Source organism: Comamonas sp. 23 (genome assembly GCF_049601575.1).
GTDB classification, from domain to species: Bacteria; Pseudomonadota; Gammaproteobacteria; order Burkholderiales; family Burkholderiaceae_C; genus Comamonas; species Comamonas squillarum.
In genome coordinates this window covers 1351553-1366654 of sequence record NZ_CP187127.1, presented here as the reverse complement: position 1 = coordinate 1366654, position 15102 = coordinate 1351553, and the positions used below count along the sequence as shown (strand labels likewise).

11 protein-coding genes and 1 tRNA gene are annotated in these 15102 nt (G+C 65.6%); 7 read left to right on the top strand and 5 right to left on the bottom strand.

From position 1 onward, the window contains the following. Positions 1–70 precede the first annotated feature (70 nt). On the top strand, positions 71–1729 hold the full coding sequence (locus tag ACPEE1_RS06120; RefSeq protein ID WP_116927008.1) for a Na/Pi cotransporter family protein: 1659 nt from the start codon (positions 71–73) through the stop codon (positions 1727–1729). 68 nt (positions 1730–1797) lie between these two features. Next, a tRNA-Ser gene (locus ACPEE1_RS06115) sits at positions 1798–1885 on the top strand. 62 nt (positions 1886–1947) lie between these two features. Here the strand turns inward: ACPEE1_RS06115 and ACPEE1_RS06110 are convergent. The 3 genes from ACPEE1_RS06110 to ACPEE1_RS06100 form a co-directional block, all read right to left on the bottom strand. Continuing rightward, entirely contained in the window at positions 1948–4515 is a 2568-nt protein-coding gene (locus ACPEE1_RS06110) for a TonB-dependent siderophore receptor (RefSeq protein ID WP_423935555.1), read from the bottom strand. Between the two features lie 116 nt (positions 4516–4631). Continuing rightward, positions 4632–5606, bottom strand: a complete 975-nt coding sequence (locus tag ACPEE1_RS06105; RefSeq protein ID WP_182343390.1) for a FecR domain-containing protein — start codon at positions 5604–5606, stop codon at positions 4632–4634. After that, positions 5603–6118 (bottom strand): sigma-70 family RNA polymerase sigma factor, encoded by a 516-nt coding sequence (locus ACPEE1_RS06100; RefSeq protein ID WP_116927011.1) that lies wholly within the window; start codon positions 6116–6118, stop codon positions 5603–5605. Before ACPEE1_RS06100 ends, ACPEE1_RS06105 begins: the two co-directional genes overlap by 4 nt. Before the next feature lie 322 nt (positions 6119–6440). Between ACPEE1_RS06100 and ACPEE1_RS06095 the strand changes: the two genes are divergently transcribed. Beyond that, positions 6441–8948 (top strand): IPTL-CTERM sorting domain-containing protein, encoded by a 2508-nt coding sequence (locus ACPEE1_RS06095; RefSeq protein WP_260720226.1) that lies wholly within the window; start codon positions 6441–6443, stop codon positions 8946–8948. 159 nt (positions 8949–9107) lie between these two features. Then, positions 9108–9413, top strand: coding sequence for a hypothetical protein (locus ACPEE1_RS06090; protein ID WP_133248193.1), 306 nt, complete (start codon positions 9108–9110; stop codon positions 9411–9413). Positions 9414–9447: 34 nt separating this feature from the next. On the opposite strand, the gene ACPEE1_RS06085 is transcribed toward ACPEE1_RS06090, so the two are convergent. After that, on the bottom strand, positions 9448–10371 hold the full coding sequence (locus ACPEE1_RS06085; protein ID WP_260720227.1) for a LysR family transcriptional regulator: 924 nt from the start codon (positions 10369–10371) through the stop codon (positions 9448–9450). Positions 10372–10521: 150 nt separating this feature from the next. Here ACPEE1_RS06085 and ACPEE1_RS06080 point away from each other — a divergent pair, with 150 nt between their 5' ends. Genes ACPEE1_RS06080 through ACPEE1_RS06070 form a run of 3 tightly spaced genes read left to right on the top strand, consistent with a single transcriptional unit; the run spans position 10522 to position 13747 of the window. Beyond that, positions 10522–11706 carry a CaiB/BaiF CoA transferase family protein gene (locus ACPEE1_RS06080; RefSeq protein ID WP_423935551.1) on the top strand — a complete coding sequence of 395 codons (1185 nt, stop codon included), beginning with the start codon at positions 10522–10524 and terminating at the stop codon, positions 11704–11706. 14 nt (positions 11707–11720) lie between these two features. Beyond that, positions 11721–12737, top strand: coding sequence for an NADPH:quinone oxidoreductase family protein (locus ACPEE1_RS06075; protein ID WP_423935549.1), 1017 nt, complete (start codon positions 11721–11723; stop codon positions 12735–12737). Beyond that, entirely contained in the window at positions 12734–13747 is a 1014-nt protein-coding gene (locus ACPEE1_RS06070; protein ID WP_260720230.1) for a Bug family tripartite tricarboxylate transporter substrate binding protein, read from the top strand. The genes ACPEE1_RS06075 and ACPEE1_RS06070 overlap by 4 nt, the downstream gene beginning before the upstream one ends. A 25-nt stretch (positions 13748–13772) precedes the next feature. On the opposite strand, the gene ACPEE1_RS06065 is transcribed toward ACPEE1_RS06070, so the two are convergent. Next, entirely contained in the window at positions 13773–15056 is a 1284-nt protein-coding gene (locus tag ACPEE1_RS06065) for an MFS transporter (protein ID WP_182343401.1), read from the bottom strand. Positions 15057–15102 lie beyond the last annotated feature (46 nt).

Genomic DNA, 15102 nt, shown 5'->3' with positions numbered 1-15102 from the left:
AAAAGAGACACATTGGCATTCGCCCTACAGCGCAGCGCGCTTATCAGGGGTATAGTGTCCGGTTCGCCTTATGAAACACTTGCTCAATCTTCTTGCCGCCATTGCGCTGCTGGTGTGGGGCTCTCATATGGTGCGCACAGGGGTGCTGCGCGTCTTTGGCGCCAACCTCCGCAACCTGCTGGCGCGCAGTATGAGCAACCGTTTTACCGCGATGCTCTCGGGCATCGGGGTCACGGCCCTCGTCCAGTCCAGCAGTGCCACCTCCCTGATGACCGCGTCCTTCGTCGGCCAGGGCCTGATACCGCTCACCGCCGCCTTGTCGGTCATGCGCGGCGCCGACGTGGGCACCGCCTTGATGGCGGTGCTGTTCTCCACCGACCTGTCCTGGCTCTCGCCGCTGCTGATTTTCTCGGGCGTCGTGCTGTTCATCTCCAAGCAGGATTCCACGCCCGGACGGGTGGGCCGCGTCTTTATCGGCCTGGGCCTGATGCTGCTGGCGCTGCGCCTGATCGTCGAGGCCACCGAGCCGCTGCTTGCGTCCGAGGCCGTGCGCACCCTGCTGGTCAGCGTCAAGAGCGACTTCTTCATGGAGCTGCTGCTGGGCGCGATCCTGGCTGTCATCGCCTACTCGAGCCTCGCCATCGTGCTGCTGATCGCGGCCATGGCCGCGTCGGGCGCCATCACCGGCGATATGGCCCTGGGCCTGGTGCTGGGTGCCAACCTGGGCAGCGGTGTGCTGGCCGTGCTGCAAACGGCCAAATCCAGCATCGAAGTGCGCCAGGTCACCATTGGCAACCTGGTCTTCAAGATCATGGGCGTGGCCATCGTCGCGCCCTTCGTCGGTCTGTGGTCTACCTATGCGATGCCCTACATCAATGATGCGGGCCGCTCGGCGGTGCTGTTCCACCTGGCCTTCAACATCCTCAACACCCTGGGCTTTATCTGGTTTACCGGCGTGATCGGCGATTGGATGCGCAAGCTGCTGCCCAAGGAAGAAGCCAACAAGGGCCCCCAGCGCCCACGCCACCTCGACGCATCGGCCCTGTCCACCCCGTCGCTGGCCATCTCCTGCGCCGCGCGTGAAGCGCTGCACCAGGCCGATGTGGTCGAATCCATGCTGATCGGCCTGCACAACGTCGTACAGACCGACAACCAGCAGCTGTCGCAAGACCTGCGCAAGCTCGATGACACGGTCGATGAGCTGTACTCGGCCATCAAGTACTACATGACCAAGATCTCGCGCGCCGAACTGGACGAACGCGAGAGCCAGCGCTGGACCGAAGTGATCAACTTCACGATCAACATGGAGCAGATCGGCGACATCATCGAGCGCGTGCTGACCGACGTCGAAAACAAGAAGATCAAGAAGCGCCGCCAGTTCAGCAAGCAGGGCATGGAAGAGATCAACGAGCTGCACGCCCACCTGCTGGACAACCTGCGCCTGGCGATGAGCGTGTTCCTCTCGGGCAATGTGCGCGATGCGCAAAAGCTGCTCGAAGAAAAAGCGCGCTTCCGCGACCTGGAGCTCGCCTATTCCGCCTCGCACCTGGAGCGCCTGTCGCACAACACCGTCCCCAGCATCGAGACCAGCTCGCTGCACATCGACCTGATCAGCGACCTCAAGCGCATCAACTCGCTGCTGTGCTCGGTCGCCTACCCGATCCTGGAAGCCGCTGGCGCGCTGGCCCACAGCCGCCTCAAGGACGACCCGGAGCCCGCCCGCCACTGAGGCGGCGGGCCGGAATTCGCATACAATCCCTGATGCTGCGAGGCGACCACTCCGCCCAGCAGCCTCCAGGAAGTTTGGCAGAGTGGTCGATTGCACCGGTCTTGAAAACCGGCAACCCGAAAGGGTTCCAGGGTTCGAATCCCTGAGCTTCCGCCAGAACAGCAAAAGCACCCCACCGAGGGTGCTTTTTCGTTGGCGGCTTCTGCCACGCCCCAAGATCACCAGTTATGCGTATAGCTCGCCGTCAAGGTCGCCCCCGCCGCTGGCAGGCGGCTGTCGTTCTTGCCGCTGCGCATCAGCTGGCTGTAAAGCGGCAGGTAGTAGCGGTTGAACAGGTTCTGCACACCGACAGTGACCTGGTTCTTGTTGTCGAACTGGTAGCGGCCGACGACATCGACGCTGTAGTAGCTTTTCACATCCGCGCGGGCAAACTGGGTCTTGCCATCGGCCAGGCGGTAGTCGCGTGCGCCAAACCAGTTGAACTGGCTGCGCAGGCTCCAGCGGCTGCTGGGGTTGTACTGCAGATAGCCCGTGATCTTGAGCGGCGGGATGCGGTAGCCCGTCATCGGCTGGTCGCTGCTGGCGCCGGGCGGCGTCTCGCGCCCCTGCATCCAGGTGATGGTGCCTCCGGTGGACCAGTGATCGGCATAGTGGTCGGTGGTCAGCTCCACGCCGCGGATGCGCTCGCGCGTGCGGGTCAGGTGCAGGCCGTTGTTGAAAGATTGGACAGCGCCCAGGTCCGAGCGTGACTGGAACAGCGCCAGGGTCGCCATGGTGTTGCCGAACGTGCCGCGCCAGCCGATTTCATAGTTGTCGGTCTTGACCGGCTCCAGATCGGACGCATTGATGTCGAACTTGGCACCGGCATTGCGCAGCTGCAGGCCCACATCGGGCAGGTCAAAGCCCTGGCTGAACGAGGTGTAGAACTCATGGTCCTTCCATGGCTTGAAGGCCAGGCCCAGGTTGTAGAGCACCGCGTCATACGAGACCTTGCCACCGGCCACGGTGGCCGGGTTGGGCAGGCGCGACTGCGACAGCGGCTGAAAATCTGCAAAGCTGGCCTGCGATTTCTCATAGCGCAAGCCGCCTTCGGCCGACCACTGGTCGTTGAACCTGTGCTGCAGCTGGCCAAAGGCGCCCGCGCTTTTGACGGTGACCCAGGGCATGTAGATGCGCTGCCCGGTGGGCTGGAAAACCAGGCCGCCGCTCGCGTCGTAGGTGGCGGCATCAAAGGTGTCCAGCGGCATATTGCTGCGCTCCTGGATGTAGTCTGCGCCCCAGACCAGCTTGGTGCGCTTGTCGTCGCCAATCGGCGTGGTGATGGTCAGGCGCCCGCCAAACACCTTGTTGTTCTGCATCACCTGGTCGACAAAGTTGCCCCGGTTGCTGTTGCTGCGCGCATCAAAGGGCGCAAAGCGCACGAAATTGTCACGGCCGTAGACCATCGCGCTCAGCAGGCTGCCGCCCAGGTCTTTGTGTTCGTAACTGGCGCTCAGCAGGCTGTTCTCGACCTGGTTCTGCTCGGCCAGCTTCAGGCCCCGGATCGCGCGGGCCGCCAACGAACCCAGCGGCGCCTGGTTGACGCTGGGGTCGTTGGCGTAGTCGGTCTTCTGGTGCGCACGCAATTGGCTGGCCGCCAGCTGGATGCGCTGGTTGCCATCGATGCGAAAGCCGATCTTGCCGCCCAGGCTGTAGGTGTTTGAATCGAACAGATCGCCCTGGCTGGCATCGGGCGCAATGCGGTCGCCATGTCCATCAAAAGCGCCACCCATGCGGCGGGCCGAGATATCGACCTCATAGTCGACCACCTCACCCGCGCCCGACAGGTAGTGCTGCACCTGGCCGCCCAGGCCGTCGCCGCTCAGGCGCGAGAGCGCGCTGTCAAAACCCAGCGTCGTGCGCGCCACCGGCTGGCCGCCGACCGGGCGGGTGGTGACCGAGATCACGCCACCTGTTGCACCACTGCCGTAGATCGCATTGCTGCCGCGCAGCACCTCCACCCGCTCGATGCGGCTCATCTCCACATTGACCAGATTGCGCGCCGTGTCGCGGTTGGTATTGAGCGGAATGCCATCGACCAGCACCAACACATTTCGGCCGCGCAAGGTCATGCCGAAATCGCTCATGTTGCGGCTCGAATCGGACATGCCCGGCACGCTCTTGGCCAGCAGGCTGTTCAGATTGGCCGAGGTGGCGCGCAGGTCATCGAGCTCCTCACCCTCGATCACCGTGACCTGGCGGGTGGGCTGCATCAATGAGCTGTCGGAACGCTGGTCAGTCACCACCACGGTGGGCAGCTGGTGGCTGGCATCTGCAGGTGACGCAGGTGCCGCCGCTGCCTCGGCAGGCGTGGCAGCGGCTGCTGCGGGCGCGGCCTCTGCCACCGGTTGCTGCGGAGTTGTTGGCTTACGGATCTGCAGCGCGCCACCGTTCAAGGTCTGCACCTGCAGCGCCGATCCCTCCAGCGCCTTGCGCACCGCCTGCTCTGCCGTCCAGTGGCCCTGGATCGCGGCACTGCGCTGGCCTTGCAGCACAGCGGGGTCGGCAACGATGCTGCGCCCGGTCTGCTGGCCAATGCGGGTCAGGGTATCGGCCAGGCTGCCCGCAGGAATGTCGAGCTGCACGGCAGCGGCTGGGGGCGCATCGGCAGCCCGGCTGGCGGCAGGGGCCAGCGCAGAGGTCAGCAAGGCAGCCAAGGCCAGCACATGGAGGGGCGAGCGTTCAGCACAGCTGCGCACGGTCGATGGAGCACCGGCATGGCGGCGCTGGAGGCGGGAAGTGGTCACGGCAGAAGTTCCTTTTCGTTGGGTACTACTTAACCAGTGCGCCGAAACCGAAAAACCCCTCATCTATTTGCATAGGGTCGCGCGCATGTGGTCGCGCAACAGAGGGGGTTTTGCCTTCAGCGCCCACCTTGCGCGCCAATCGTGATCAACGGCCCCCAACGCTGGATCTGCAGCGGCAGCATCTGGCCCAGCGTGCCCAGCAGCTCCTCCACCTCCAGCCTGAAGATGCCAAACACACGCAGATCCGCCACCGAAGGGGCCACGCGGATATAGCCAGAAAAATAGGCCTGCAGCGCCTGGGCCACATCGGCCAGCGGCCAGTCATCGACGGCGAGCATGCCTTGCTGCCATGCCGCGCGCTGCACCGCGTTGCCCGCCAGGGGCTGGAGCTGCCGGGCGCTGAAGCGCGCGCCTTGCCCTGCATGCAGCAAGGTCTGCGCCGCCTCGCGGGGCTGCAGCGTCAGGCGCTGCTCCAGCGCCACCATGTCCGTGCGCTCCGCATGTACCCGGGCCATCATGCGGCCGGCGTCGAAGAGCGCCATCCCATCGCGGGTCTGGATCTGCAATGGAGCGGCTCCGGCATAGCGCCGTGTGGCGATCAAGGCCCCGGCGCGCAGCTGCAGCGCGGGCCTGCCCGCGGCATCGCGCACATCCACCGCAGAGCGGGCATCGAGCAGCACGGTGGTGCCATCAGCCAGCGTGAACTCGCGCCGCTCGCCGGTGCCGGTGTGCCAATCGGCCATCAACTGGCCCAGCGGCGTCAGCCGGTCTGCGACCAGCGCGGTGGCCACACCGATACCGCCCAGCGCTAACGCGCCGCGCAGCACGCGGCGGCGGCGGGTCTGGAACAGCGCCTGCATGGCGGCCTGGGCATGCAGGCCGTCGGTATGGGCCTGCAGGCTGCGCACCGCCGTCAGCGGCTCGGCCAGCGCCGAGCCCACGCGCGCCCAGGCCGCCTGGTGCTGCGCATCCTGCTGCAGCCAGTGCGCAAAAGCCTGGTGGTCGGCCGCGCTCATCGTTTCCGCCTCATGGCGCACCAGCCAATCCACGGCGGCGCGCAACGCGGCGCTGGGCAGGGATGCACCACTCATGGCGCGCAGCTGAGGCACTGCAGCAGCGCGCGCCGCATATGGCGCTCGACGGTGGCCTGCGAGATGCCCATGTGCGCTGCAATCTGCGGGTAGCGCATGCCTTCCAGCCGCGACAGCAGAAACACCGTCTTGACCGGCAGCGGCAGCGCGGCCAGCGCCCGGTCGATCTGGCAGATGGCTTCGACCAGCATGGCATGCGTCTCAGGCGACAGCGCCACCGCCTCGGGCATATGGCGCAGCGTGTCCTGGTAGGCCACCTCCAGATCCTGGCGCTGCCAGAGCTTGATGAGGATGCGTTTGGCCACCGTCGACAAAAAAGCGCGCGGGTGCCGGATATCCAGCTGCTCGCCTTCTGTAGAAGTGCCCTTTTCGGTCAACTGCAAAAAGGTCTCCGATGCCACATCTTCCGCCTCGCTGTGGCTGGATGCGCGCAGCATCAGGCGCCCACGCAGCCATGCGTGGTGCTGGCGAAAAATAGTCTCCACCTCAGGATGGAGCGGGTGCTGTGGCATGGGCGGGGCCGTTGAGGAAACACAAACAACCGCAAGATCATAATTGATAATGATTCTTTTTTCACAAAGGTCTGAGACCCTTGTGCGACGGTCTGCGGCGAGCGCCCTGCACCGACCGGCCTCCCCCGCATCACCCCCTTTAGCCACCAGCTGCCTTGATGCACCTCAAGCATTGCACTGCATCAACTGCATCGCCCGCATTCGTAAAGATTGTCAAACAATCTCCAGCCTGAAGATGTTTGACATTGCCGCATTCCTGCCGCTTGTTCATCCTACTACCATGCATAACAGGATTGAATAAACTTATTTACAAAGGAATGCAATGAAAGGCTTCAGAATAGCGATGGCCCATTATGTGGGCCTGGGATGTGCGGTGGCAGCACTTCTGCATCCCCTGGTGGGCCAGGCCCAAACTGCGCCTGTTATTTCATGCAGCACGGACCCGGCCATCTTCAATACCGGCATTGACGGCAGCAATGGCTACAGCATCAACAGCCCCAAGCTGGCGCTGGGCAGCCTCGATGCGCATTGGTCCATTGCCTCAGCCTTGGGCGATATCACCACGCCGGCCGCCGCTGCCGCCTTGAGCTATGCCCAAGGCCCGGTAGACCGCCCCGGCGCCGGCAATGGCGCCTGGGTGCAGTCGCCGTTTGGCAATGCCCAATGGATCGGCGTGCAATACGGCAGAAGCTATTACGTCTACCAATACCAATTCAGCCTGGACCCGTCCGTTGACCCCGACAGTTTCAATCTGAGCCTGAGCCTGTATGTGGATAACCAGGTCAAGCGCATTCTGGTCAATGATGCAGTATTTGATTACACCAACAACGGCAGCAGTTTAGGCGTTGGCGGCTTTGGTGCCGGCGGCAATGTACCGGTGGTGCTCAACCATGGTTTTAGAACCGGCGCCAATACGATCTATGTCGTCGTCGGCAACCAGGGCGACCCCTCGGGCCTGCTGGTGCAGTCGAGTGGCACGGCCTCGTGCTCGCCGCCGCTGTCGGTGGCCAAGCAAGCGGTCAACAACGATGGCAGTGCCTACACCGGTCTGGCCAGCGCCAACGCCCCCGTGTTCTACAACATCACGGTCACCAATGCCAGCACGCGCGACGCCAGCGGCACGCGCCTGCGTGATACCCTGCCCGATGGCCTGCAAACGGCCGGCAGCACCTGGAGCTGCAGCCGCCCCGCCGGCAGCGCAGCCGTCTGCCCGGTGCCCGCCACGGGCGGCTTTCCGCTCGATAGCGTCTTGCCAACCCTGCCCGCTGGCAGCGCCCTGGTGTTCCGCGTCAATACGCGCTTCAGCAACCCGCTGCCCGCAGGTGCCACGGTCATCACCAACACGGCCACCATCGAGCCGCCTGCCACCAGCACCCTCAGCTGCGCTGCCCGCGATGGCTTTCCCACGCCTTGCAGCGCATCGGCATCGGTGGCCACCAGCCCGCTGCTCAGCGTGACCAAGACCGTGGACGCGACCGGCCCGCTCTATGCCGGGCAAACCGCCACCTACACGGTGACCGTCAAGAACGAAGGCGCGGCCGAGCTGACGGGCGTTGCCCTGTCAGACAGCTTGCCCGCCGGCTTTGCCTCAGCCACCTGGAGCTGCCAGTCGCCCGTCGGCAGTCTCGCAGTCTGCCCTCAAGCCAGTGGCAGCCTCGCCGCGGGCGGGGTGCTGAGCCAGACCATCGCCAGCATGCGCGCCAATGCCAGCCTGGTCTACACCGTGGTCGCCACAGTGGACAGCATCGCCACCCGCATGGACCAGGTCAGCAACACCGCCAGCGTGGCGGCCAGCAATGCCGAATGGCTGTGCTACAACCCGGCCACGGCCCAGACCCAGGCCAAGCCCTGCAATGCCTCGGTGACGGTCGATCTGTGGCCCAACCCCTTGCTGCAACTGAGCAAGACGGCACAGGCGACCGGCACGGTCTATGCCGGCCAGCCGATGAACTACACCATCACCGCGCACAACGCCGGCCAGGTGCCCGTCACCCAGGCCCATATCACCGACCCCTTGCCTGCCGGCCTGGAAAATGCCAGCTGGACCTGTAGCAACAGCGGCGCTGCGCCCTGCGTGCCCGCCAGCGGCACCGGCGCAGTGGATGTGACTGTCGCCTCACTCGCCGCCGGTGACAGTGTGGTGATCCAGCTGAGCACCACCGTCAGCGCGCAGCCCCCCGCCAGCCTGGTCAATACCGCCTCCTTGGCGGTGGGCGAGCCAACAGCCCAGTGCGCCCCTGCCAGCGCGCCGACCGCTGCACCCTGCCAGGCGCAGAGCACCGTGGCGGCCTCCGATCTGCCCATCCTGGGCCTGAGCAAGACCGTCAATGCCACCAACGCGGTGCGGCCCGGTGACAGCCTGGTCTACACCATCACCGCCAGCAATGCCGGCCCGGTAGCCATCACCCAAGCAGTGCTGGCCGACCCAGCCCCTGCCAACGTGGTGCTGGGCGCCTGGACCTGCACGGCCAGCGGCGTGGCCTGCCCAGCTGCAGCGGGCAGCGGCCCGCTCAATGAGACCATTGCCAGCCTGCCGGTAGGCGCCAGCTTGACCTATGTGCTCCAAGCCCAGGTTGCAGCCACGGCGCCGGGCAGCAGCAGCCTGACCAACCAGGCTAGCCTGCGCAGTGCCGAGCCTGCCGCCCAATGCACCGGCGGCACCGCACAGCCCTGCACGGCCAGCGCCACCGTCACCACGACGGCCGCCGAAGTGCCTGCCGGCGTCAAATCCGTCCCCAGCCTGCAGCAATGGAGCGTCGTACTGCTGACGCTCTTGACCGCAGTCATCGGCGCCTGGCGCATGCGCTCACGCGGCCAGCGCATCGGCTAAGCGCTTGATCGCTGGAGCCAGACCCAGGGGGCGCAGGCGCAGCGCCCCTGGGTGTCCGACTTGTGCTGCGACCGGCAGTGGCCCGGCGGCCTACCGGCATTGACACAAACTGCCATAGTCCGACAAACCGGCTCCATGTTTCCATGCCAGCATGCGCAGATGAATAATGACCACGCACTCCGCAAGGCAGCGCCCGCCCTGCCCGCTGCCCACTGGTTCAAGCGCAGCCGCCTTGTGCGCATACGGCCCACGCCCGCGCGGCTGCGGGTGCTGGAGGCCATCGTCCAGCTGGGCCGCTCCAAGGTCAAATGCGCAGACATCTCCTTGCACCTGGCGCAAAGTGGGGCTCCACTGCCCGCAGCGACGATCTACTGCGTTGCCAAGGAAATGGCCCAGGCTGGCCTGCTGATGCGTGACCGCGAAGACGGCGGCTTGACGGTCTACAGCCTGGCCGCTGGCGTGTAGTGGTCCGCCCCAAGCAATGGGCAGTTCAACGGATTTAAGCCACCGTGCCCAGGCGCCAGCCAGGCGCCATCTGCTGGATCGATGAGACCAGCAGCTCAATCAGCGCCAAGGTCGCTGCCGATGGCTGGCGGTTGGGTGCACGCACGATGTAGAGCGCATCGCCCACGCCTTTGACGCCAAAGCCGCCCAGCACCTGCACCAGGCTGCCTTGGGCGATGGCATCCCGCACAGCATAGTAGGGCAGCAGCACCACGCCCAGGTCTGCCATCGCGGCGTTGAACAGGAACTGGTAGTCGCCCGACTGGATCGACGGCGTGCTCTGCACCTGTTCATGCAGGCCATCGCTGTGCCGCCAAAACTCCAGCCGGTGGTGGATATTGAGGGGCGCCAGCAGCCGGGCGTGCTTGATGTCCTGCGGGGTTTGCAGCGCCAGGCCCAGGGCCCGCAGATACGCCGGGGTAGCAAACAGCCCCCACTCGATGCCGCAGACGCGCGTGGCCACATGGTCTTCCAGCGGCGCCGAGGTGATGTGGATCGCCAGGTCCACCTTGGAGGCCACCAGGTCATGGATCTGGTCGTTGATAACGAGACGCAGCAGCAGATCGGGGTGCGCCTGGCAAAAGTCCAGGATCAGCGGCTTGAGGTGGAAATGTCCCAGGCCGGTGGGGATGCGCACGCGGATCTCGCCACTGATGGTCTGGTGGATCTGGTCGATCTGCAGCTGGGCGCTTTGCAGCGCATTGAGCGCCTGCAGGCACTGGCCATGCAGGATGCGGCCAGCCTGGGTCAGCTCCATATGCCGCGTGGTACGGCGCAGCAGCTGCGCGCCAAACTGCCGCTCCAGCAGCGCCAGCCGGCGCGACACATTCGAGCGCGTCACGCCCGAGCGCTGGGCCGCATCGCTCAGGTTGCGCGACTCGGCAATCGCCACAAACAAACGCACTAGGTTCAGGTCCATGGCCGGCCTCCCTTTTGATTGTTGATTCTGAATCACCACTGATGGCTGTGCTTTGGCAGTTCCCAAAGCGGCCTCCTGTTTCTACCATGGGTCTCACAACAAACGTCCGGGCTGCTGTCGCATAGCCCGGGCCATGCAAGGAGACAATACGTGACGCCAGAGTCAACACTGGGGTTTACCCCGCTCGCCGGTTTCAAGGTCCTGGATTTGAGCCAGGGCGTGGCCGGCCCCTACTGCGCCCAGCTGCTGGCCCACCAGGGGGCCGAGGTCATCAAGGTCGAGCCCGCCCAGGGCGACTGGGGCCGCCATGTGGGCGTAGCCCGCAATGGCCACAGCACCTTGTCCAGCACCTACAACGCCGGCAAGCACAGCCTGGCAGTCGATGCCAAGCACCCCGAGGGCAAGGCGCTGATCCTGCAGCTGGCGCGCAGCGCCGATGTGGTGGTGCAGAACTTTCGCCCGCAGGTGGTGGAGCGCCTGGGGCTGGACTTTGCCGCGCTCCAGGCGCTGGGCCTGGAGCCGGTCTATGTGTCGATCAGCGGCTATGGCGCGGACGGCCCCTTTGCCGACAACCCGGCGACTGACTCGGTGATGCAGGCCGACACCGGGCTGATGAACAGCAACCGCGATGCGCAGGGCGCGCCGCAGCGCATCGGCTTTTTGCTGGCCGACATTGCCACTGGCGTTTATGCCGCGCAGGCCTGCACGGCGGCGCTGCTGCAGCGCCTGAAGACCGGCAAGGGCCAGCATGTGGAGCTGAACCTGTTCAATGTCTGCTGCGCGCTGCAATCAACCGCGCTGTCGGAAGAAGTGCTGGGCGGCCAGACCGTCAAGGCCGCCGTCAGCGCGCCCAATGGCATCTTTGATGCGGCCGATGGCCGCCTGACGATTCTGGCGCTGAACAACGAGCAGTTCCTGCGCATTGGCAAGGCGCTGGAGCTGGCCGACTGGGACAGCGACCCGCGCTTTGCCAGCAATGCGCTGCGCCTGCAGCACAAGGCGGTGCTGCATGCCGACCTGGCCTGCGCTGTCGCCAGCCGCCCGCTGGCCGAGCTGCGCGCGCTGTTCAACCAGCACAGCGTGCTGCATGCGGTGGTGCATAGCGCGGCCGATGTGGTGCAGCACCCGCAGGCCCGGCACCTGGCCACGTTCAAGACCGTGCAGCAGCCCGATTTTGGCGAGGTGTTGATGGCAGCCACCCCCTGGCCGGCCAGGCCCGATGCACCGCTGCCCGCGCCGCGCATTGGTGCCGACAGCCAGCAGATTCTGCGCAGCCTGGGACTGGCGCAAGATGAGATCGACGCGCTGGCGGCCCGCCAGGTCGTGGGCCTGTGAAAGGAGCTGCAGCCATGAAAGCCATTGTCTGCCGCAGCTTCGGCCTGCCCCGCGATGTGACCGCCGTCCAGACCACCGCGCCCCCCACCGCCTTGGCTCCTGACGAAGTGCTGATCGACGTGCACCATGCCACCGTCAGCCACGCCACCGGCCTCTTGATCGAGGGCAAGTACCAAAAGACCCCGCCGCTGCCCTTTGTGCCGGGCACCGAGGGCGTGGGCCAGGTGCTGCAATGCGGCAGCGCCGTGGCCCATGTAAAGGTGGGCGACCAGGTCGTGTTTATCTGCGACTGGGGCGCCTATGCGCAGCAGGCCAAGGTGCAGGCCAGCACCGTGTATGCGGTGCCGGCGGCGCTCGATCCACTGCGCGCGCTGGCGCTGCCGATCTCCTACGGCACGGCGTACACGGCCTTGCACTGGCGCGCGGCGCTGCGGGCGGGCGACAGCCTGCTGGTGCTGGGCGCGGGCTCGGGCGTGGGCGCGGCCGCCGTGGAGCTGGCCGCCCAGGTACCCGGTGTGCAGGTGATTGCCTGCGCCAGCAGCGAAGACAAACGCCAGGCCGCCTTGCGCCATGGCGCGCAGCATGCGGTCGATCCGCAGCACCTGATCGAGCAGGTCAAGGCGGTGACGGGCGGCAAAGGCGCAACCCTGGTGTTTGACCCGGTAGGCGGTGACCTGCTGCTGCAGGCGCTGCGCTGCACGGCCCAGAACGGGCGCATCGTCATCATCGGCTTTGCCAGCGGCACGATCCCCAAGGTGCCGATGAATATCGCACTGGTCAAGAACCTGACGATCCACGGCTTCTTCTATGGCCAGTACATCGGCTGGACGCCCGCCAACGAGCGCCAGCGCCATGCCGCAGCCATGCAGGCCATGATGGCCGCGCTGTTGGAGATGGCCCAGCGCGACGCCATCCATCCCGACATCTCGCGGGTCTATGCCATGGACGAGCTGTGCGAGGCGCTGGACGCGCTGCACAGCCGCGAGGTGCTGGGCAAGGTCGCCCTACAAATACAAGGAGACAAGACATGACACAACGCCACTCCGCGCAGCGCCGCCAGGCCCTGCAATCGCTGCTGCATACCGGCTTAGGGCTGGCCCTGCTGGGCAGCGGCTTGCCCGCCGCCCACGCGGCATCGGCGGCCGATTACCCGGCCTCAACCATCAAGCTGGTGATCCCCTACCCGCCCGGCGGCCCCACCGACCTGGTCGGGCGCCTCGTCGCCATCTCGATGGGCGAGAGCCTCAAGCAGACCATCTTTGTCGACAACAAGCCCGGCGCCAGCGGCATGGTGGGCGCAGCCCAGGTCGCCAAGGCCCAGCCCGATGGCTACACCTTGCTGGCGAACGCCTCGCTGCAGGTGATCAACCCCTCGGTCTACGACAAGGTGCCGTATGACTCGTTCAACGACTTCGCACCGATCACGCAGATCGTCGATGTGCCGCTGGTGCTGGTGGTCAACAGCGAGCTGCCGGTGTCGAACGTGCAGGAGCTGGTGGCCTACCTGAAAAAGAGCAAGGGCAGCATCAATTTTGGCTCGGCCGGCAATGCCTCGTCACAGCACCTGTCGGGCGAGCTGTTCAAGCTCAAGACAGGCATTGCGATGCAGCATGTGCCCTACAAGGGCAGCTCGCCGGCGCTCACCGATCTGATGGGCGGCCAGATCCAGCTGATGTTTGACTCCATGCCCTCGGCCATGCCCTTTATCACCTCGGGCAAGCTCAAGGCGCTGGCGGTCACCACCGCCAAGCGCTCGAGCTCGCTGCCGCAGATCCCGACCATGCAGGAATCGGGCATTGCCGACTACGCCACCAGCACCTGGTATGGCCTCTGGGCCCCGAAGAACACGCCGCCCGAGATCGTCAATAAACTGGCCCAGGCCGCGCAGCAGGCCTTGCGCAAGCCCGAAGTGGCCGCGCAGTACCAGCGCATGGGCGCCGAGCCGGTGGGCTCGAGCCCGCAAGAGTTTCTGGCCTATATGCGCAGCGAAGAAAAGAAATGGGCCGAGATTGTGAAACGCTCGGGCGCAAGGGCCGATTGAGCCAGGGCGCCCGGCGCTGGACCGGTCAGCCCACGGCGCGCATGGCCACCACCGGCTTGCGCACCCACAACACCGCCGCTGCCGCCACCAGGCAAGCGGCGCCTGCGACAAACAACGCGGGCGAGTACGACGACAGCACCGAGCGTGCCAGGCCCGCGCCATAGGCAGCAACGGCCGCGCCCAGCTGGTGGGCGGCAAACACCCAGCCAAACACCAGGGCTGCGCGCTCGGGGCCAAACTCGCTGGCCACCAGCTTGACGGTGGGCGGTACCGTCGCAATCCAGTCCAGGCCATAGAACACCGCAAACAGCGACAGGCCGGCGATCGTGAACTCGGAGTACGGCAGCCAGAACAGCGACAGCCCGCGCAGCCCGTAGTACCAGAACAGCAGCTTGCGGCTGTCATAGCGGTCCGACAGATAGCCCGACAAGGTCGTGCCCACCAGGTCAAAAATGCCCATCATCGCCAGCACCGAGGCGGCTGGCACCGGACCCAGGCCATAGTCACCGCAGAGCGAGACAAAGTGGGTCTGGATCAGCCCATTGGTGCTGAGCCCGCAGATGAAGAAAGTGCCCGCCAGTATCCAGAACGCCGGCACTTTGGAAGCTGCAACCAAGGTGCTGAACGGCAGGCTCCAGCTGGCGCGGGGCGCGGGGGCCACGGGCGCGGCAGCGGGGTCTGCGCCATAGGCGCTCAGCTGCATTTGCGCCGGGCTGTCGCGCATGAACAGCAGCACCAGCACCAGCACCACGGCCGATGCCGCGACGACTGGCAGCAGCGCCCAGCGCCAGCCGTACTGCGCAATCAGCCAGGCGGCGGCGGGCAAGAACAGCAGCTGGCCGGTGGCACTGCTGCCCGCCAGCAAACCCATGACCAGGCCCTTGCGCTGCACAAACCAGCGGTTGGCCACCGTCGCGCCCAGCACCATGGCCGTCAGGCCCGTGCCCATGCCCAGCACAATGCCCCACAGCACAAAGGCCTGGCCCAGGTTGCGCATGATGAGGCCCAGCAGCAAGGCGCCGGCAATCACCGCTGCGGCCAGCGCCACCACGCGCGATACGCCATAGCGCAGCAAAATGACCGCGGCAAAGGGCCCGAGCAGGCCATACAGTGCAAAGCGGGTCGCAAACACCGAGGACAGGTCACGCACGCTCCAGCCAAACTCGACGGCCAGCGGCTGCATCAGCACCCCCGGTAGGCCCAACGCCGCCGAGGTGACCAGCATGGCCAAAAAGGTGATGGCGGCAATCACCCAGGCGTAATGGACGCCATGGCGCTGGAGCAGCACGGCGAGTCGGGAAGCGAGCATGTTATTTGGAGGTTATCGACGGAGGAGTTACAATGATAGCGATCAC